The sequence below is a fragment of the Oceaniglobus sp. K40-3 genome, from assembly GCF_055808395.1.
Genome location: NZ_CM147868.1, coordinates 82,817 through 100,515, shown reverse-complemented (window position 1 = coordinate 100,515; position 17,699 = coordinate 82,817). Strand labels below are relative to the sequence as shown.

The following is a 17,699-nucleotide window of genomic DNA, read 5'->3' as shown; positions in this document are numbered from 1 at the left end:
ACGCCCCCATCATGCCCGCCGCTTTTGGTGGCATAGCGGATCAGGCTGTCCTGACCTGGGATGTGCGGGAACCCCTGAAATTCGCCACATTCGAAAATTTGCCAGAACAGGTTGCCATGCGTTTGTTGCAACCGGCGCGGATCACGAACGCATCGCCATCCGCGACAGGGCGAACCGGTGCCGCGCGCAGGCCGATGAAAACACCACCACCCGACAAGCTATGGCTGACCACCTCGGCCAACCGCCCGGCATTGGCCCCGGCGGTCCATTGGATGGTGCCGAGCGAAAACCAGCCATCCTCAAACGCCCCCAGACCCGACGCTACAAAACCTCGATCCCCCGACAGAGATATCACACCACCGAATCCCCTATAGATCGGAAGGTCGGCATTGATACCGCAGCGCGCATCGCCAAAGTCGGCATCGCAACCCGATTGAAATGTGCGCCCGACGACTTGCCCCAAGGCGTGCGCCATTGAGCGAACCTCGGCCACGAATGCCATCCGCCCGCGCCGGATCTCCCCGATGGACCCGCGCCGCAACAGAACACGCTGAGAGGTATCGGCCCAGTTTACCCGCCAAACCTCGACATCTGCATTGTCCCAAAGCCCGTCCAGGATATCGGTCTCGGAAATGCGTTCTGAGCGCAGAACCCCCTCGGCATCCTGCAGATCCACTGACAGATCCGTGCCAGACCGGACCTCGGAGGCGGTCAAACCCGTCTCGGGATCAAAGAGCGTGCCATCAAAGGAAAGCCCCCGATCATGGTCGGTAAACCCAAAAACCACACCATCGGCGCGCGTCAGCCGCCAACACCAGGACAAGGTCGTGGTCCCGGCCAGAAGATGCGCCTCAAATTCAAGCGACAGCGCCTTCATCGGCAGGTACCAGTCATGCGATCATCCATCGACGCAACCCACTGCGCCCAAGGCGCCGGAACCGACGCGACCGTTTGTGCAGGCGGTATAGACAGACGCGCTTCCGAATAGCCGTGGCACCCCGCATCACCACCGCCCATCGTTGTCGCGCAGCCGGTCAGCAGGATCGCGGCCGCGACCATCCCGAACCGCATCACGCCCCGATTCCAACGCATCCAAAACCTGCCCATCAGCCTCGCCTTTCGATTTCAGGCGACCCGCAATCCGGCCGCGCCAATACGCCACAAAAAAGTGGCAGCCGCCAACGCGGCTGCCACCACAAATGCCTTCAGGCGGCCGATCATCACCGGTCCCCCTCCGCCCATTTTTTCAACCGCTCGCGCACGATCCAAAGCAGCGCCACGCCGCCCAAAATCACCGAACCAACCAGCATCAACTGCGCAAGCGGCGTGAGCGATCCGATCACCGAAACAAGACCGCCCGCACCCGCGAGCCGCTGCACCGCCCGCCGCCTGGAGTGTGGTGGATTGCGACCGGCGAACCCGGCCCATACGGCGCACTCCCAAAAGGGTATCGGCCGCATAGGACGTCTCGCTGACCTGATCACGTTGGTTGCCACCAACCACGAAAATCCGAGATCCCTCGCGCCGCACAAAAAACGCGACATGCCCTTGCCAGCCGTTCCTGCTCACACGCCAGAACACCACGACATCGCCCTGCTTGGCATTTTCCAAATCGACGGCCTTGCCCCAATCAAGGTAGGAGCGCGCGGTCAATTTTCCGGTGTGCGGCAGACCAGCCCGCTGCAGGATGGCGCCGACAAAGGCCGCGCACCAGGCCGTGTCATCGTCCAAGGTCGGGAACCCGATCTCGTCAAAATACTTGTCGATTTTCGGGTTGCTACCCTCTGCCCACTCAAACGTGCCGATATCGGCGCGCGCCAACTGATATGCCTTAAGCATTTGTTTCAACTCCCGGTGTTTAAGAAATGGCCCCTCAAATGAGGCCCAAGATCACTCGATCAGCGAAAACGGCTGACTGAGATGGGTGGTCTGGTCCGCGCCCCAATGCCAAGAGGCCAAAAGCCGGAATTCGCGGTCGCCATAATGCGCGCGCAGATATTCAAACGAGCAGGCCTCACTGCCGACCCAGATCGCCAACGGCACATCGAACGCGGCCCGGCCAACCATATATTGCCAGGCACCTTGCCCAGCGCAGCCGGGAACCGGGCGCCGTGATTTCTCAAACACGACCGCCGCATCCCACGCCGCATAGAAGAATTCATTCGACCCTTTGACAGTTCGGTCCTGAACCACGCAGCCTCGATAACTGCGCCCCTCCCAATAGCAGAGCTTATCCACGACAGAGAGTGAGTGGACCACGATGGGCGGTGGCGTGATTACCCGCTGGATATCGGGCAAATTGAACCCGACCATGGCGCTGAAGAACCCCGCGAGCAAAATGGATGGCGACACGACCTGCATTATAACCCCCAAGCAACAGGCGCATGGCGTACCCACTCGCCCCCATTGCAGCCCCAACACCGGAAGCCATGATCCACCAAATCAGTTTCTCTAACTTGTTTTCCGTCCGCTCCAGTCGCCGGAGTGCATCCTCTAGACCTGCCTGCAGCCGCCCGAATTCGATGGCCCGGTCAGGCCAGCGAACATCGTCATCATTGGTCATATGGCACTCCTAGCGTTCGCCGCCTGACACAAGATTCCCGATAGACACAGGGAATCGAACACTGGCCAAACATCCCTAAGTGAAATTATAAGATGACGGCTGGGAGCCCATACTGTCAGAGAACAAGATTTCTATGCAGCTGAACTCGACAGCTTCATCAGCACAATGCCCGCAACGATCAGACAAGCCGCGATCAAACGCATCGGCGTCACAGCTTCTCCAAGCAAGATGACACCCACGACGAACGCGCCAACGGCACCTATACCGGTCCAGACAGTGTATGCGGTGCCGAGTGGGAGCGACCGCATCGCGATAGAGAGCAAGAAGAAACTCGCGATCATGGTTACAATGGTGATCATGCTGGGCACCAGCAGTGTGAAGCCCACAGATTTCTTCATGAAAAACGCCCAAACGATTTCCAGGAATCCAGCAACGACGAGATAGATCCACGGCACGACACACCCCTCCAATTCAAGGTCGGGTCGTCCCGAAATAGATGTAAAAAGCGCGGGTCGTCCCACGCCACCTCACGGTTATCGGCGGATCAGCCGCCAGTCAATGTACGCGTGCTGATGCTGAATCCTCGAACGACAACAAAGTCCGCTTAATTGCCGTCAAAACCCTCGACCGAGCAACCGAGAGTGCACCAAATGCGAACGGGGAATCCTTTATCAGGCAGCGAACACTAGACTTGCGATTGAACCCGAACCCACGACACGGAAACATCGTCCGTCACGCGTCCTCCAAGGTGACAACCAGCGTACCGACCGAAACCTGGGCGCCAGCCCCCTGATCATGGATCACAGTGAGCGAACCCGAACCGCCGCTTTCCTGGCGCACCAGATATGGCGTACCGGCCGTCAACCCGGTGATCTTGGCCGACCCCGAAACATTGGTCACACCGCGCAATTCCAGGCCGCGCTCACCGCCGTCCTGCACGATATCGAGCGTCAGGTTGGTGACATCTTCGAACCAGAACCCGAATTGGTTATCGAGGGTTTCGGTATTCAAAAGCTGCACGTTCTCGACAACCACATCCTCGCAATCCAGAACCCGGATGTTGCGCTGCGATCCGTTCACGACCGACCCGACCCCCGAACTGCCAATGGTCCAGTTTTGCAACGTCAGCCCCCTGCAAACCAGCTTGGACCCCGAATGAGAAACCTCGACCGAGCGATCCGTGATCACGTCAGCAACCACATTGCGCACAATCAGATCCTCGATGAACAGATCAGGATGGCGCGAGTTTGCGCCAAGGTTCAAAATCCGATCCACATCGCTCACCACCAACCCATCGACAGTCACCCGGCGCGATCCGGGCACGATGCTGATCGCATTGCCCCGATAACCGGTGACCGTGTTGTCCAGCACCTGAATGTCCTCATCGAGGAAGAATTTGTTATTGCCGATCCGAATGGCATCGGTCCCACCTCCCACATCAGGCGATGAACCCGCGCCCGCGGTGCGAGACACCACATTGGTGCGGATGATCACGTCAACATTCCAGGAACCGTGGGTATCGATGGAGCTGGACGTATCCTCGGTGCAGACATTATCCTCGACGATGCAGCCACCAGAGGTGGACCACAGCTCGATGGAATGGCGGCATTCGGTGATTTCCGAGGTGCGGATAACGGTGTTGCGCTCACCACGGCGAAGCGAGATGCCATAGGCCTCGCCAGCCGCGATCCCCGCGCCCTTGCCAATATCCGCGTTTGAGATCAGATTCCCATCCCCGGTGTCCAGACGGATCGCCTGACCCATGCGCCGCTGGCTCAGCGAACGGCCAGCGTCGGTATCGGCCCGCAACCCGTCAATCGCGCAGCCCACCATATAGCGGCCCCAGATATACTGGTGTTCCCAAGGCTTCGCATCGGCATGGGCATCACCGCCCACCCAAACACCACCCCGCACGGTCGCACCCTCGATGGGTTCGACTTTGACCGCGCCCGCATTCCAGGCGGTCAGCTTGTTTTTGCCCAGCGTCCCTTTCAAGGTCAAGGTATTGCCAGACACGGCGATGATTTCATGGATTTCCTCGTTGCAGAGAATATCGCCAAAATCCTCCCCCGCATCGAGAGCCAACTCCTCAAGCCCGACCCCATCGGTAAACTGCATCCCTCCAGGCGTCGGCAGCTCGGACGTTGACAGATAGCACCAGTCGCCAGCCGCAAATCCGGCCGCACTAGCCAGCGTGATCGTATTGGCCCCCTTCGCGGCATCGACCGACAGCATGGACCCGGTCAACAGAGTGATCGTGGATGGATCGGACACCTCGCCAGGGTAATCGCCGGTCGGGTTGAATTCAGGAACCGCGATTTCAAGAGGCCGCGAAAAGGTGATGGTTCGCGTGGCAGGATTGACAGCCGAGATGAAAACCGTGGTCCGACTTTCCCATGGGTGATAATTAAGCGCGGTCGCGTTGGTGCGGATTTGGGCAATGGAACCCGCAATCGCCGAGGCAAAAAACGCCACAGTGTCGGCATCATCGCGCAGGGTTAAAGTAAACTCGCCAGCCGAGGCTGAAACCGCGACCGTGGGCGGTGACGCCACCTCATCGATGACCAACTCTCCCCACAACAAAAACGCGCCATGATAGGTGCCATCACGGCCCCGCTCGATAATTGTGTCTTTCAGATCCAGCGTCCAGTATTTCGCCACGGTGCGATCCGGAGGCTGCATCCGCCCCCGAAGATGCATGGTGCCAGTTGGACTGTCCAATTCGATAAGCGCGCCATCGGCCTGAAGGTCAGGCAGCACCGAGCGCATGAAGAATTCCAAAGGCACCTCGGCAGGCTGTTCTTCAGAGGTGCCCCAGCCGGTCCAATCCGCGCCGCCCTCGATCAGAGAATGATCGGCAAAAACATCAGCCCAGACGAACTTGGCCTCCGGCTCGACCGGCGGAATGATGGGCGGGATCACGATCAGGGCCGAGCGTTTGCGCAATTCAACAAGCGGGATCGAGGTGATCGAGCCCAGCCGCTCGATGGACAGGGTCACATCCAGCTCATCGGAATCAAAACGCACCGGCACATCGAACTCGAAACCGGCACTCACCGCGACACCAATGCCCGGCGCCGTTTCAAAGGTCAGCAGGCCGGTCACAGGATTGACCGCCCACTCCGACAAAACATCAAAGCTATCAAGTGCGACCAGGACCGAACCCGCCACCGGCTTTTCAATAACCCGGCCCCAGGATTGGTCACCCGATGAATACAGCTTAAGCAACTGAAACTCGGTCTCGACGCCATCACCGATACCCAGAAGCTGATCCGAAGCCCCGAGCGTTTGCGACGGCAGGCAGGATTTGTAATCGGCCCAATCCTTGAACCGGAACCCATAAAGCCGCCCGTTGCGCGCCTCAAAAAATGCCACGACCGCCGACAGATCATCGGCCCGCCGAATGCCATAGGCCACATCATACCGCCGCCGGGAATCTGCCCAACTGGCGTTGCGCTCCTCGGCACCGGAGGAAAGCTCGACAATCTGCGTGCGGCGCCGAGGCCCGCCCCGCGCGCCACGGCTGATATCGTCCGGAAACCGGATTTCGTGAAACGCCACTTACATATTTCTCCGGCCCAAAGACACAGCCCGCAAGATATCGGACGCGACCTGCGTGCGGCTTTGCCGGAAACTTTCGGCATCGCGGGTGTTGATATTTACGGTAACGCCCTGGCCATAGCCCCCGACCTCATCCCGCGACAAAACCCGCTCACCGCGCTGCAGGATCGCAGGAACCTCGTCGGATTTAAGACCGGCCCAACCGCCGCTGTGCATCCGTGGCGCATGTGCAAATGCAGCGGCAGGCACCATCCGACCAGGCGCGCGGCCGCCAACCATACCGCCCCTGTGGAAAATATCGGCGAACATGCCATCCAACCCGCCCAAAGCCCCCGAAAGCGCACCCGCCAAAGGCCCAAGGATGAACTTCTGCGCGCCGATCTTCGCCAGATCCGCGATGATCGAGGTGGCCAGGCTGGAAAAATCCAACTTGCCGGTTTTGACGAACTCACCGATTGCGTTTTCAGCACTGGTAAATGCGCCGACCAATGCACCGCCAATATTTTTCGCGGTATTTTTCGCAGCCGTCGCATACTCAGCGAGCGAATGAGAAACCGCGTCCCAACCCGTCTTTGCGACTTCTGCCGCCTGCTTGATTTTCTGCCCGGCGCCGCCCGCCGTTTTGCCAGCCTCATCCAACCCCTCGATCACCGCGTCGGTGGTGGTGACCACCTTGTCCAGATCGACATCCTCATCGGCGCTTGAAATCACCTCTTTCAACCGTTCCCAAGCCGCCATGGGCCGAGAGGCCGCGCGCTCCAATATCCGCGATGCCTCGGTATAACCGTCCGAGCGGCCGCGCGCCGCATCCGCCATGCCACCGAACATATCCGGCTTGCCGATGTATTCGGCATCCATAGCCTTCTTGATGGACTCCCCGATGATCGCGCCCGCCTCGGCAGCGGCCCCGGCGTAGGGGTTTGCAATCCCGCCCAAATCGACTGGATCAAGGGCGCCGATCTTCAGGCCATCCTCGCCCTTGGCCCAATCCGGCAGCAGATCCAACGCCGAATTCAAGGCCGTGATCAGCGAATTGACCCGGCGCACCACACCGTTGATCATGGATTCAACACCCTCGATCAAAGCGTTTGCAGCTTGATAGGCGAAATCGCCAATCGCGGTGGGCAAATTCCCCCAAACCGCCTTTACCGCATCATAGGCACCGACAAACGCACCGATTGTGGTGTTGGACCAGCGCACAACCGCCTCTGCCGAGCCCTGCAAGCCATCATAGATGGACGCCTGCATCGACGCCCACGACGCCTCGATGCGCGCCATGGCTGCCCCGGCTTTCAGAGAAATCCGGTCCCAAGCCTCGGCTCCGGCGTCTTTCAACAGCTTCATGGCAGCACCAAAACCACCGGCCGATTTCACCAATTTGCCAAATCGGTAAATCAGCTCGCCCGCGCCAACCACCAGAACGCCGAGGCCGGTGCGCAACAATGCACCGCGCAAAACCACCAACGCTCCCGAAAGGCGCGCGGTGCTCAGAACCGCCAATGCCATGCCCGCCACCCATTTGCCCGCCAAGAACGCGACAAAGGCAGCAGCCGTGGAAGCGACCCGTCCGAGGTTTTCAAAAAGGGTGGTGATCGCACGGCCAACCGGCCCGGTGGTGCGCGCCATTACGGCCATCGCGTCGGCCACTGCCTGAAGTGCCGGTGCAGCCGCGACTGCAAGCTGGTTGGACAGACCACGCCAGATCAGACCAAGGCGCGACAGCGCATCGTTCGTCACCTCAATCTGTTCGGCATCCGCCTCGGAAACCGCAACGCCAAAATCGCGCACATCGGCGGTCGCGGCTTTCAGCGTTGCGCTGTCCAGCCGCTGCATCGCGATGAAAGCCCGATCCCCGAACAACTGGCTGAACAGTGCAGCCTGCTCGGACGCCGAGGCGTTGTTGCGGATCGCCTGGGAAACCACATCGATCCGCTTATCAAGCGGCATATCCAACAGCTCTTTTGCGTTGAGATTGAGCCGCGCAATCGCCTTGGCAGCTGGCCCGCCGCCATTTTCAGCGAACAAAGACAGGCGCCGCGTCAGACGCGCCGCGCCGCCCTCGATAGCAGCAAAGCTCGATCCGCTCAGATCGGCAGCCCGGTCCAGAACCTGAATGCTCTCGACCGTGGTGTTCAAAGACTGGGCCAGCTTGGCCTGGGCATCAATGACCTGCAGACCATTGCGGATCATGGCGCCACCCGCCGCGACCGCCGCCAAAGCCGTCGCTTTTGCCACGGTTGCCGCGCGCCGCCCAAAAGCAGCAAGCCGCGCGTTTGCCAAATCCGCCGATTTCGAAACCCGCTTGAAACCCTTTTCGCCGCTGGCGCCGATCCCCTTCAGATCCGCCTCAACAGCTTTACCCCCTCGCGAGGCCAGCCGAACGAATACCCGCTTTTCAGTCATTCCGATTCCCAATCTGCTCGTTCACCTTGCGAACCATCACGGTCTCGATTTCCGGCAGCATTTCCATAACCACCAATGCATCGACGCCAAGCGCTGCGGCCATGGCCAGCGCCGCGCCCATATCCCAACCCAGAATGGTGGTTTGCGTGGCGCGCAACTGGCCCCCAATCCGCCCGACCAGATCCCAGACCTGAATGCCCTGGATGGTGAGCGGCGCATTCACCCTGGCCGGGCAATCAGGGCACGGCCCCACGCAGGCCGCGCAATAATTATCGCCCCCGCTGAAATGCCAGTCAGCAAGGGCGATCAGTCGTTTTTTCCTGTTCCAGGATCAGCGCATCGGAAACGTACCTTTCCTGAAACGCCTCAAAAACTGGCCACAGATCCATCAAGGCATCGATGGAGTCCGGCGACACCGGCAGGGTTTCACCGGCCTCGTCGCCAACCCCCTCCCATTCGACAATCGCGGCCCGGCCCAGCGCCTGGGCAAAGGCGATCCCGCGATCCTCGTTGGAAACATCCTCCGGCAGATCAGCAACCGCCGGATCGGCGCGCGCCTGAACCATCAGCGCGGTGGTCAGCGACCGCACCTTGATGCGAACGCCCGTGACAAGTTCAAGCCAGCGCGGCTCTTTCGACAGATTGAGTTTAAGCATCAGTAAATCTCCACATCATTTGAAAGGTCGACGGTACACATGACGCCCTCGCTGGCATCTTTCGCCGCCTGCCAATCAAAGGTCGCCTGAACGCCCTGCGGCCCGTTCACCTCGATCCGAGGACGAGGCACATAGACGGCATGAACCGTGAAGGTGAGGGTTTCGCCTGCGCCCATGGTGTAGACAAATTGCAACTCGCAAGGCTCTCCACCGACAGCCTGATCCAGGAGGGTGTTGTCAGCGAAGCGAACCTCCATGCTGCCAGACAGCGCCGCGAGCCGACGGATCGGCGCCGTCGATCATGCCATCGCCGCGAATGACCTCGATCCGGTCAAGGTTGTTATTGTAGGTGATGGAGGACGAAATCACGTTGCCCAGCTCAACCCCGTCCCGCTTGATCGACCCATTGAAATGACCGAACCGCGACAGCGCGACCTGATCCAACGTGCCAGCCTGCGAGGTGATCTCGATATTTTCGCCCTGCGCCACCAAACCGGCCGTCATGGTCAGCAGACCAGAGCGCTGCATTTGCCAGGACAGCTGATCAACCACGACCCCGGTATACATGGCGAAACGCGGGATTTCAGGCATGCCGACCTCAATCGACAGAGACGGCAAAACCCACCCCCCGATGTGAACGTGTGGACATAGGGCGCCGCCACACCCGCCACGGTTGCCTGACCGAACGCGCCTTTCAACCAAAAGCCCAACGCGCGAAGGTCGATAGGAATGACCACATCGCCATCCGCGTTGAAGGCATCCTTGACGGGCGCCAGCGGATCGCGGCCATAGCCCAAAAGCTCGGATGAGAGCAAAGGCTGCTCTGCACTGAGGGTTGAGCTGGCAAAGGGAATTTGCGTGAATCCGGTGATCGGCGCGGTGCCATAGACAGATTCAAAGGCGAGCGCCATTTGCGCCCGCGCACCTTGAGCGCGTGCCATATTCTAAGTTCCTTCAGGTTTCAGAGAAGTGGATCGGTGGTTTCGTAGTGAAGAACGACCGTGATGGTTGCCGCCTTGAGCCCCTCGGCCCCATCGATGGCCAGACTGATCGGCGCAGGCGATTCCGCCTCGCAGAAATCACACAGCCCACCGAACGTCGGATCCGCAGCGAGTGCCGCCGAAACCGACATTTTCAGATCATCAAATACGGCATCCCGCGCGGCCCCGACGCCCTCGACCACAAGGTCGATTTCAGCCCGGTGTTCATAGATATAGACGACCGGCGACATCAGAACCTCTGGCACGCCGGGATTGCCATCCCGCAGGATCAGTACACCTGCCGTGGGCACACGCTCGGGCAATACGGCATTGCGTTCCAACCGGGCACCGGCCGGTTTGGCAACCGCCAACGCCGCCTCAAGCGCAACCAGAACAAGGCTCGCTCTTGCTGGGCATTATGATCCCTCGTTCCAATTGGACACGATCAGCGCCGGGATTGACTCGGCGCGCGCATTTGCATCGCGCGCCAGATCCAACCGTTTGCGCAGATTGACCTGTGGCACCAAAATAAAGATCGGCACGGTTTGCAGGCCGCGCCCGGTTTTGGAGCGTGACGCAACCGCCCGCCCCGATTTTGCGACCCTGCTCTCGGCAACCAAAAGGCTGGGCTGGCCCCGGCGATAGATGAACCGCAGCTTCAGCCCGGTGCGCTTTTCCCAACCCGATGGCGTCACCCGCTGGTTGCCAGCGCCCCGAACACCCGCCGCCGGTGTCGGCACTGCCAGGAACATGCCCGCCTTGGCACGAATGAGCGCGCCTTGGCTGAACGCCTCCAAGATTTCAGGTGCGCGTGTCCAGACCATCGTCGCCGCATTTAGCGAATTGCGCCCCTTGGGATAAACTTCAAACCGAACCGTCCGCGCCAACCGGGTACCCAGACCAGAGGCAACGATTTGACCGCGCCAATCGTCTTTGAGGCCACCGCCTGCCGTTTTCATGGCGCGGGTGACCGCACGCTCCCCATCGCGCCCGACTTCGGCCATCTGCTCGGCCAACGAACCAACCACGGTCGCGTCGATTTTCACGACACCCGACCATCGACCGACCACACCAACCGCTCACGATCCCGCACAGGCTCCGACCGGACCTCATACGACACCCCGTCAATTTCCAGAGTATCGCCCAAGGCCAGGCCGGGCACCTCGGATATGCGCAGATCCAGGATCGTGGTATCGGTGACCAGGCGCCCCGCACCAAAAGAAACGATGTCGTCGGGCGCCTTTCGGATCACGCGCACCGTCGAACCAGCGCCCAAACCGCCGGCGCGATAGAGCGCATCAACCGCAATGTTCTGATCCGAAAACAAGACGTCGATCAGGGCGGCAAAAGCACTCATCCCGACGCCTTAAGCTGCGGTGCCGTTAAGGCGCACGCGCCCCAAAGTTTCGCCAGAGCCCGAGCCGACAGCCGCAGTGGCACATCCGATCAGAATGTTGTCGGTCGTGGTCGTGGTGCATTTGGCCTCGGATTCGTCCCAATAGATCGCAGCACCGACTGCCCAGGCCTCGCTGCCAGTTTTGGGCAGCTCAAAAACGCCAACCAACTGGATGTTGCCCTCGGCGCCGGAGGCGATATCGCCCGCTGCGACACCAAAGATCGACCCGGTCAGAACGCCCTGACCAGAGGTGAGCGTGGAAACAGCGGTGATGGCCAGCATATGGCCCGCAGAGATATAGTTTTTCATGGGAATCCTCGCACATGAAAGATTGAAAGAAAAAACCGGCACCAATGGGCGCCGGTTCGGGTTTCAGATCAGGAAGGCGCCAGGCCTGCGTTTTTCCACAAACCCCGGTGATCGATGGCTTTTGACGCGAAATCATGGCGTGCCTTGATTTCCATACCATCCTGTTCAAAGCCCATGCGCGTCTCGGTATAAACGCCCTCCTGGCCATCGAGATAAGCAAACTCAACGGTATCAATGCGCGCCGGATTGGCCGCGAGGAACCATGGGTCTTGCCCCGAAGAAGGAATCAACCGTGGCTCTTCAATGACCTGCATCCGGTTTGCATAGACATTGACCTCGGCGGTCGAGCCCGGTGTGGTTGCAGTCAATTGCTTGCGCGCCTCAACCGCCCGTGTGCCGGGTGGCACCAGGATTGAACTGGGCAGGATGGACAGCTTGCGCCCCTCAAGGCCGGTCTGCTCGGCAAACCCACGATAGGCCTCGGACAAAGCCGCCTCATCGATGATCGACGCAGTGCCAAGGTTGCCATGATCGCCGTGGAACAAAGCGGTGCCATCGCCCATCACCGGGTTATTCATCAGTATCGAATAGACGATATCCGATTCCAGATCCGCAGCCGAGGCACCGAAGGCAGACGGAACGCGGGTGAACGCGTCCATATCGTCATTGATCAAAGCCTGACGGGTGATCGCCATGATGCGCCCATAGGTGGCCAGCGCATAAACCTCTTTCGCCTCGCCGATGGTGCCATATTGGAATTCACCGGATTCCAGAACCTTCTCAAGATCAGGCGCACCACCAAGCTGTGTGCGTTGCACCGGCTTGAAATCGACAATGGTGGTGCGCCGGGCCCAGGCACCAAAAGTGCGCGGCGTCCGATCATAAGCGGCCCGCAAGGTGTTGTTGGCGACATTGGCAAGGATGGCCGGAAAATCAGAGGTGGAATGATACCCCGCCGCTGCCCGCGCCTGAAAGGCCAGGCCCGCGACCTCCATCCGCGACATGCCGCGCGTATTGCGACCGTTGCGATCCAGAACATGCCGCGCCATTTCCAAAAGGGACATGCCCCGAAAATCACGCGCCGCGTCTGGCAAAGCGTTGTTGCCAGGATCGTGACGATGCATCAGTGCCGATGAAACCGCATCGCGATAGGCGGAATCGTCGGCCCCCCGCACGGTGGCGTGTGACGGCTCTGGCGTGCGCCCGGCCGGATCACTCGCAACCAGCTCATCCAAGACACGCATGCGCGCTTCATTCAGCGACAACCCATCGCGGATCAGACCATCGCGGAAATTAGCCGTCAGCGAATGGCGCGAACACAACACGCCGATCTCAGAAACACGCATGCGCTCTTCTGCAATGGCCGAGCGGATTGCCGCGCCGGAATCGGCAGGCGCCAAGGTTGGTGCGCCGGTGGCAGTCGGCTCATCCCGCGTGGCCGTTTCGCCCGCGCCGATGCCAGCAACAGGCGCCACTTGCGGATTTGCCGGATCAGACCCAACCGCGCGGTCTTGAACGGCAGTGTTGCCATCTACGCCAGCGTTTTGATTTCTATTTGGCATACCTGCCTCCGTTTGAGTGGCCGCATTTGTGACCGGTTGAATGCGCCGCGTCACAGCACATGGAAAAACAATCTGACCATCGGGCTGACCCGACCGAATGACAGCGTCAGCATCAGCCGGGATCATCACGGCCGAAATTTCAAAAGGCTCCCAATCGACAGCCCGCCAGATTTCAGGCTCGTCGCGCCTTTCCGGTTTCGTGATTTCGTATTCATGAACCCGGTAACCGACCGAAACCTTGGTGATGGTGCCATCAAGAATGCGCTGAATTTTCGGCGAGGCATCCTCGGCCGTGGTGAGTTTCACCCGCGCGTAACCCTTGCCACCCTCAACACGAACCGAACCCGGCACCACGGCGCCCAAGGCATTCTGCACGCCGCCCCACGTTGAGTGGCTGTCCAGAAACACGCCGGAATCGTTCAGCCGGTTCAACCGGATCGCGCCCGGCTCCATGTCCAGGGATTCGTCGTACTCGATCCGTGTATCCCAGCCCTCCCAACGCGCCCGGCGAACAACAGCGCCCGCTGCCCAAACGACCTCGATGGTGCGATCCGCGTCGTTGTAAGAACTGGGAACAAGATCGGCATTCCGGCCAATGACCGGGATATTGATATTTTCAGGCATCGCTCGACTCCGTATTTTTCACATCAGCAGTGGCAGCATTCGGATCGAGCTGCTGGGCCAGCCCAGACTTTGCCACCTTGCGCGGATCAGCGTCCGAAACGAGGCCAAGCGCATCCATCTTGTCGGCAAACCCTGCGGTCTCACGCAGCACTTCCTCGGGATCAAAGCCGCGCCGCGCGATCTGCTGTGGCAGGGTGGAAAACCCGGCGCGCACCTCAAGAAGATCAGCCTGCGCATCCTGCAGCGGATTAACCGACTCAAACCGCGCCGGGCCCCATTCAACGAGGATGTCAGCATCGCGCGGCAAAAGGCCCGCGTCCTTGGACGCCTCGATAAACCAGTCCCAGATCCGCTCGCAGAGCATAGGAATGATGGTCAGCCATTGGACCTGCTCGACCATCCGGCGAAACTCATTCAAACCGGCCCGCGTGCTTGAAAAATTCGCCTGCGACATATCCCCGGTGATCAGCGCATAGGGCACGCGAAACCCCGAGGCGATCAGGTGCTGCTGACCGCGCAGCCATTCGGAAACCCCGCCGGTCGATGCGGGCTGGTTGAATTTGATGTCCTTGCCATTTCGCGCATAGGCGATCAGGCCCGGTTCAAACTGTTCGATGGTGTGGCCCTGGGAATCCTCGACCGACGGCGCGATGCCTTGATCTGCCTCTTCGGCCCCGAACACGATCCCGACCAGACAGGCCTCGGTCTTTTTGCGCACCAACTCGGCCCGCTGCCAATCGTCCAGATCACGGATATGGCGCATGGCAGGCGCCCCCCACGGAACACCGCGCGATTGGACCCGCTGCCGCTCAAACAAATGCGCGACCTGCGTCGCCGGAATGCGAACAGAGTCGAACCTGCGCCCAAAGGTGGTCGCGGTGCCCCCAGGATGATCAGGAAACAACCAGAAAGCCGACCGGCGTCCAGCGCGGTCATATTCGATACCCTGATCAATCCGAACACCATCTGCGCGATGATCCATCCGGCCCGCGTCCAGATGATCGGCCTCGCGCAACTCGATCTGCAACCCCGGCAGACCAGGCCGCATAGGGCGCGTCGGCCGGGCCAAGGCAAACACCTCGCCGCCCTCGATCATTTCACGAACCGCCAAAACCAGCAGACCATGAAAATCAGTATGACCGTGGCGGTCGCAGTGTTTCGCCCAACGCTTGAAAAGCGCGTCGGTTTTCTTGTTCAATTCCGGATCGCCAGACACAGCGCGTGGCCGAATGCCGGTGCCCACGAAATTGTTCACCAGAACCTGCACGCCCTGTGCCGCCATCGGGTTGTTGCGCACCAGATCACGCATCCGATCACGCACCGCAGGCCCAGCGCCAGCGATCTCGGTGTCGGCGGAATTGCCAGACGACCGCCACCCATCGGTGCCGCGCCCCTTCGATGCAGCGTCATATTCGCGAATGCGATCCATGGCCCCGCGCGCATAGACGCGCCGCAACGCCGCCTCGGGTGAAAATGCCGCAACAACCCGGTCGACGACCCCCATCCGAGGTGGCAGAGCTTTTGATTTGGCCATCACGATCTCCGAAATGTTGCAAAGCCCGCAACTGGGCGTTTCCGCCCTGCTTGGGCGGCCAGATCGGCCTCGATGGTGGCAATGATTTCTCGCATGGCATTGAGCGAGCGATAGGTGGTCGTCTTGCCATCATAGGACACGCTGGTAACACCGGTGGCATAGGCCGCACGGATCGCATCCAACTGCGATTGGGTATAAGCCATTTTTCTAGAACCACTTTCCGCCCCGCGCGCCCATCCATCTGGAGGCCCGTCGCGGCTGTTTCGTTGATGCCGGGCGGTTGGGCACACCGGCAACCGGCGGATCAACCTCACGAACGTTTAAAACCTGACTTTCCAGACGCTCCCACCGGGCCTCGTCCCATCGGTCGATGCCCATCAGCCAGGCAGCACCCCGCGCGTAAACACGGCAATCGAGCGCCTCGTTGCGGTCCCGCGTTTTCTTCCACTCCAGTTTCAAAAACCCGTTGCGCATCGGGATCGTCATGAGCTGTTCGCCGGTAAGCTGTTTGACCCATTCGGCAGGCGTGCCTTTTGGCACATGGACAAAACCAGATGGCCAAACCGCGCCTGCGTCGAACTCTTCATCGGTTGGCGGATTGAGGCGCAGAAACCGATAGGTCTCGGATTTGAACACCGCGCCCGCGATTTTCCAAAGCTGCACGCCGCGCCGCAACTTGCGCCCCGCCTCGGTGGTTTCAACATAGGTGGGACCATCAACCGGCGTGGTCCGGTCAAACCCACCAACCCCCTTGATCGCCAAGACCTGACCGCGCCCAACCTGACGTACCCAGCGATAGACCATAGCCGTCGTGACCCCATCGCCGGAATCGATGGCCATGCGCGCAAGGCTCATTTCAGCGCTGCTGGCATGTGGCCAGGTGGTGCCGAGGAACTCGGTCAACTCGGCCCAGACTTCCGGCCGCCCGGTATCGCCCTCAATGACCACATGATCGACCAGCCAGGATCGCAGATCACGGCCCCAACCCCACACGTCAATCTCGATTCGATCCCGCTGCACATCGGCCCCGGCGGTCAAAAGCAACACGCCATCCGGTGCATTGCCAAGCTGCCAGTCCTCGCGCCGATCATAAAGCCGCTGCCAATCGGGCGCCTCGCCCCGTTCCTGCCAGGTTTCGCCCAAAACCGTGTTTTTCAGGGTTTTCAGCGCCGCGTCGTTCCCCGCCGCTTGCTCCCATGAGCGCGCGATGTCCTCCCACGACAACCAGCCCAACGGCGAATAAAGGCCCGAAATGTGAAACCCCACAACCGCAGCCGATGCCGCTCGTTCGCTGACTTCAGGGTCAGCCGTGGCCAACCAGCACGCGCCATTTTCCTCGGCCATGAACGCGGTCTTGTACCGCTCCTCGATCAACGCTTCACAATGGATGCACAGATATTGCGCCGTTTCGGGTTTGCCTTTTTCCCATTTCAGTCGCTCAAACTGCAGCCATTGCAACCCGCCGCAATGTGGGCAGGGAATGTGATAGCGTCGCTGGTCGCTCATCGCGAACTCCCGCTCGATCCGCGAAACGCCCTGAACCGTGGGCGTCGAGGCCAGAAAAATCTTGGAGCGATGCCCGAAACTGTTGGTCCGCGCCTCGGCCAGGGCGACAGGATCGCCCTCGCCATCCAGATCGCCGGGATAGGCGTCGACCTCGTCCAGAAACACCCATCGCGCAGGCATTGAGCGAAGCCCAACGGCACTGTTCGCGCCGGTCAGGATCAACTGGCCCCCGGAAACCGCTTGCCCAAAATCGTATTGCCGGAATCGCGCGACCGCGACGGCATCACCAAGGCGCGCAATTCTGGCGATTCATCGATCAGCGGATCAATCCGTTGCTGCGAAAGCCGCTTCGCCAGATCCACGGTCGGCTGCACCGCAAGGAATGGACCCGGCGCGCGATGCATGCAGAACCCGATCCAGTTATTGCCCGCCTCGGTCGCCCCGACTTGGGCAGCCTTCATAAAAATGACCCGCTGGGCCGGATCAGAAGGCGACAGGACGTCCATGATCTCCCGCATAAACGGCGTCCGCGCGGTGCGATACGGACCCGCCTCGGATGCGCCCCGCGATGACAGGATGCGATGCCGGTCGGACCACTGCGAAAC

The 17,699-nt window shown here is 60.4% G+C and carries 16 protein-coding genes and 3 pseudogenes; all 19 read right to left on the bottom strand.

Translation table 11 applies throughout. The annotated features are described in order from the left end of the window. Positions 1-40: 40 nt before the first annotated feature. Positions 41-877, bottom strand: a complete 837-nt coding sequence (locus AC0L7P_RS00560) for a DUF2163 domain-containing protein (protein ID WP_473434033.1) — start codon at positions 875-877, stop codon at positions 41-43. Positions 878-1,125: 248 nt separating this feature from the next. Beyond that, on the bottom strand, positions 1,126-1,821 hold the full coding sequence (locus AC0L7P_RS00555; RefSeq protein ID WP_473434032.1) for a TIGR02594 family protein: 696 nt from the start codon (positions 1,819-1,821) through the stop codon (positions 1,126-1,128). A gap of 69 nt (positions 1,822-1,890) precedes the next feature. Next, positions 1,891-2,361, bottom strand: coding sequence for a hypothetical protein (locus AC0L7P_RS00550; RefSeq protein ID WP_473434031.1), 471 nt, complete (start codon positions 2,359-2,361; stop codon positions 1,891-1,893). Positions 2,362-2,694: 333 nt separating this feature from the next. Continuing rightward, a complete protein-coding gene (locus AC0L7P_RS00545; protein ID WP_473434030.1) occupies positions 2,695-3,018 on the bottom strand; it encodes a DMT family transporter in 324 nt (107 codons plus the stop codon). 277 nt (positions 3,019-3,295) lie between these two features. Next, a complete protein-coding gene (locus tag AC0L7P_RS00540) occupies positions 3,296-4,327 on the bottom strand; it encodes a right-handed parallel beta-helix repeat-containing protein (RefSeq protein ID WP_473435510.1) in 1,032 nt (343 codons plus the stop codon). Positions 4,328-5,500: 1,173 nt separating this feature from the next. Beyond that, positions 5,501-6,124: pseudogene (locus AC0L7P_RS00535) on the bottom strand (phage distal tail protein, Rcc01695 family); the annotation flags it as partial. After that, positions 6,125-8,527: a phage tail tape measure C-terminal domain-containing protein gene (locus tag AC0L7P_RS00530; RefSeq protein ID WP_473434029.1), complete on the bottom strand. Its 2,403-nt coding sequence runs from the start codon at positions 8,525-8,527 to the stop codon at positions 6,125-6,127. Continuing rightward, the gene (locus AC0L7P_RS00525; protein WP_473434028.1) at positions 8,520-8,750 is read right to left on the bottom strand and encodes a DUF7697 family protein; all 231 of its coding nucleotides are present in this window, start codon (positions 8,748-8,750) and stop codon (positions 8,520-8,522) included. Before AC0L7P_RS00525 ends, AC0L7P_RS00530 begins: the two co-directional genes overlap by 8 nt. Positions 8,751-8,820: 70 nt before the next feature. Then, the gene (locus AC0L7P_RS00520; protein WP_473434027.1) at positions 8,821-9,183 is read right to left on the bottom strand and encodes a hypothetical protein; all 363 of its coding nucleotides are present in this window, start codon (positions 9,181-9,183) and stop codon (positions 8,821-8,823) included. Next, positions 9,183-10,124 (bottom strand): annotated as a pseudogene (locus AC0L7P_RS00515) (phage tail tube protein). Before AC0L7P_RS00515 ends, AC0L7P_RS00520 begins: the two are co-directional and overlap by 1 nt. A 20-nt stretch (positions 10,125-10,144) precedes the next feature. Beyond that, complete coding sequence (locus AC0L7P_RS00510) at positions 10,145-10,534, bottom strand: acyl-CoA transferase (protein WP_473434026.1); 390 nt, start codon at positions 10,532-10,534, stop codon at positions 10,145-10,147. Positions 10,535-10,579: 45 nt separating this feature from the next. Further along, positions 10,580-11,209: a DUF6441 family protein gene (locus AC0L7P_RS00505; RefSeq protein WP_473434025.1), complete on the bottom strand. Its 630-nt coding sequence runs from the start codon at positions 11,207-11,209 to the stop codon at positions 10,580-10,582. Beyond that, positions 11,206-11,520, bottom strand: a complete 315-nt coding sequence (locus AC0L7P_RS00500) for a head-tail joining protein (protein ID WP_473434024.1) — start codon at positions 11,518-11,520, stop codon at positions 11,206-11,208. Before AC0L7P_RS00500 ends, AC0L7P_RS00505 begins: the two co-directional genes overlap by 4 nt. 9 nt (positions 11,521-11,529) lie before the next feature. After that, positions 11,530-11,868 carry a DUF2190 family protein gene (locus tag AC0L7P_RS00495; protein WP_473434023.1) on the bottom strand — a complete coding sequence of 113 codons (339 nt, stop codon included), beginning with the start codon at positions 11,866-11,868 and terminating at the stop codon, positions 11,530-11,532. A 68-nt stretch (positions 11,869-11,936) separates the two neighbouring features. Then, on the bottom strand, positions 11,937-14,054 hold the full coding sequence (locus AC0L7P_RS00490; protein WP_473434022.1) for a prohead protease/major capsid protein fusion protein: 2,118 nt from the start codon (positions 14,052-14,054) through the stop codon (positions 11,937-11,939). Beyond that, the gene (locus AC0L7P_RS00485; protein ID WP_473434021.1) at positions 14,047-15,588 is read right to left on the bottom strand and encodes a phage portal protein; all 1,542 of its coding nucleotides are present in this window, start codon (positions 15,586-15,588) and stop codon (positions 14,047-14,049) included. Before AC0L7P_RS00485 ends, AC0L7P_RS00490 begins: the two co-directional genes overlap by 8 nt. Next, the gene (locus tag AC0L7P_RS00480) at positions 15,588-15,791 is read right to left on the bottom strand and encodes a phage head-tail joining protein (protein ID WP_473434020.1); all 204 of its coding nucleotides are present in this window, start codon (positions 15,789-15,791) and stop codon (positions 15,588-15,590) included. Before AC0L7P_RS00480 ends, AC0L7P_RS00485 begins: the two co-directional genes overlap by 1 nt. A gap of 4 nt (positions 15,792-15,795) precedes the next feature. After that, entirely contained in the window at positions 15,796-16,932 is a 1,137-nt protein-coding gene (locus tag AC0L7P_RS00475) for a terminase gpA endonuclease subunit (RefSeq protein WP_473435509.1), read from the bottom strand. 57 nt (positions 16,933-16,989) lie between these two features. After that, a pseudogene (locus AC0L7P_RS00470) lies at positions 16,990-17,600 on the bottom strand (phage terminase large subunit family protein); the annotation flags it as partial. Positions 17,601-17,699: the final 99 nt, after the last annotated feature.

What these genes read in the sequence shown, in the direction of transcription:
- AC0L7P_RS00560 (WP_473434033.1), bottom strand. Translation starts at nt 877, where the DNA reads ATGAAGGCGCTGTCGCTTGAATTTGAGGCGCATCTTCTGGCCGGGACC.
- AC0L7P_RS00530 (WP_473434029.1), bottom strand. Translation starts at nt 8,527, where the DNA reads ATGACTGAAAAGCGGGTATTCGTTCGGCTGGCCTCGCGAGGGGGTAAA.
- AC0L7P_RS00550 (WP_473434031.1), bottom strand. Translation starts at nt 2,361, where the DNA reads ATGCAGGTCGTGTCGCCATCCATTTTGCTCGCGGGGTTCTTCAGCGCC.
- AC0L7P_RS00520 (WP_473434027.1), bottom strand. Translation starts at nt 9,183, where the DNA reads ATGCTTAAACTCAATCTGTCGAAAGAGCCGCGCTGGCTTGAACTTGTC.
- AC0L7P_RS00485 (WP_473434021.1), bottom strand. Translation starts at nt 15,588, where the DNA reads ATGGCCAAATCAAAAGCTCTGCCACCTCGGATGGGGGTCGTCGACCGG.
- AC0L7P_RS00490 (WP_473434022.1), bottom strand. Translation starts at nt 14,054, where the DNA reads ATGCCTGAAAATATCAATATCCCGGTCATTGGCCGGAATGCCGATCTT.
- AC0L7P_RS00475 (WP_473435509.1), bottom strand. Translation starts at nt 16,932, where the DNA reads ATGGCCGAGGAAAATGGCGCGTGCTGGTTGGCCACGGCTGACCCTGAA.
- AC0L7P_RS00540 (WP_473435510.1), bottom strand. Translation starts at nt 4,327, where the DNA reads ATGGGTCAGGCGATCCGTCTGGACACCGGGGATGGGAATCTGATCTCA.
- AC0L7P_RS00500 (WP_473434024.1), bottom strand. Translation starts at nt 11,520, where the DNA reads ATGAGTGCTTTTGCCGCCCTGATCGACGTCTTGTTTTCGGATCAGAAC.
- AC0L7P_RS00480 (WP_473434020.1), bottom strand. Translation starts at nt 15,791, where the DNA reads ATGGCTTATACCCAATCGCAGTTGGATGCGATCCGTGCGGCCTATGCC.
- AC0L7P_RS00495 (WP_473434023.1), bottom strand. Translation starts at nt 11,868, where the DNA reads ATGAAAAACTATATCTCTGCGGGCCATATGCTGGCCATCACCGCTGTT.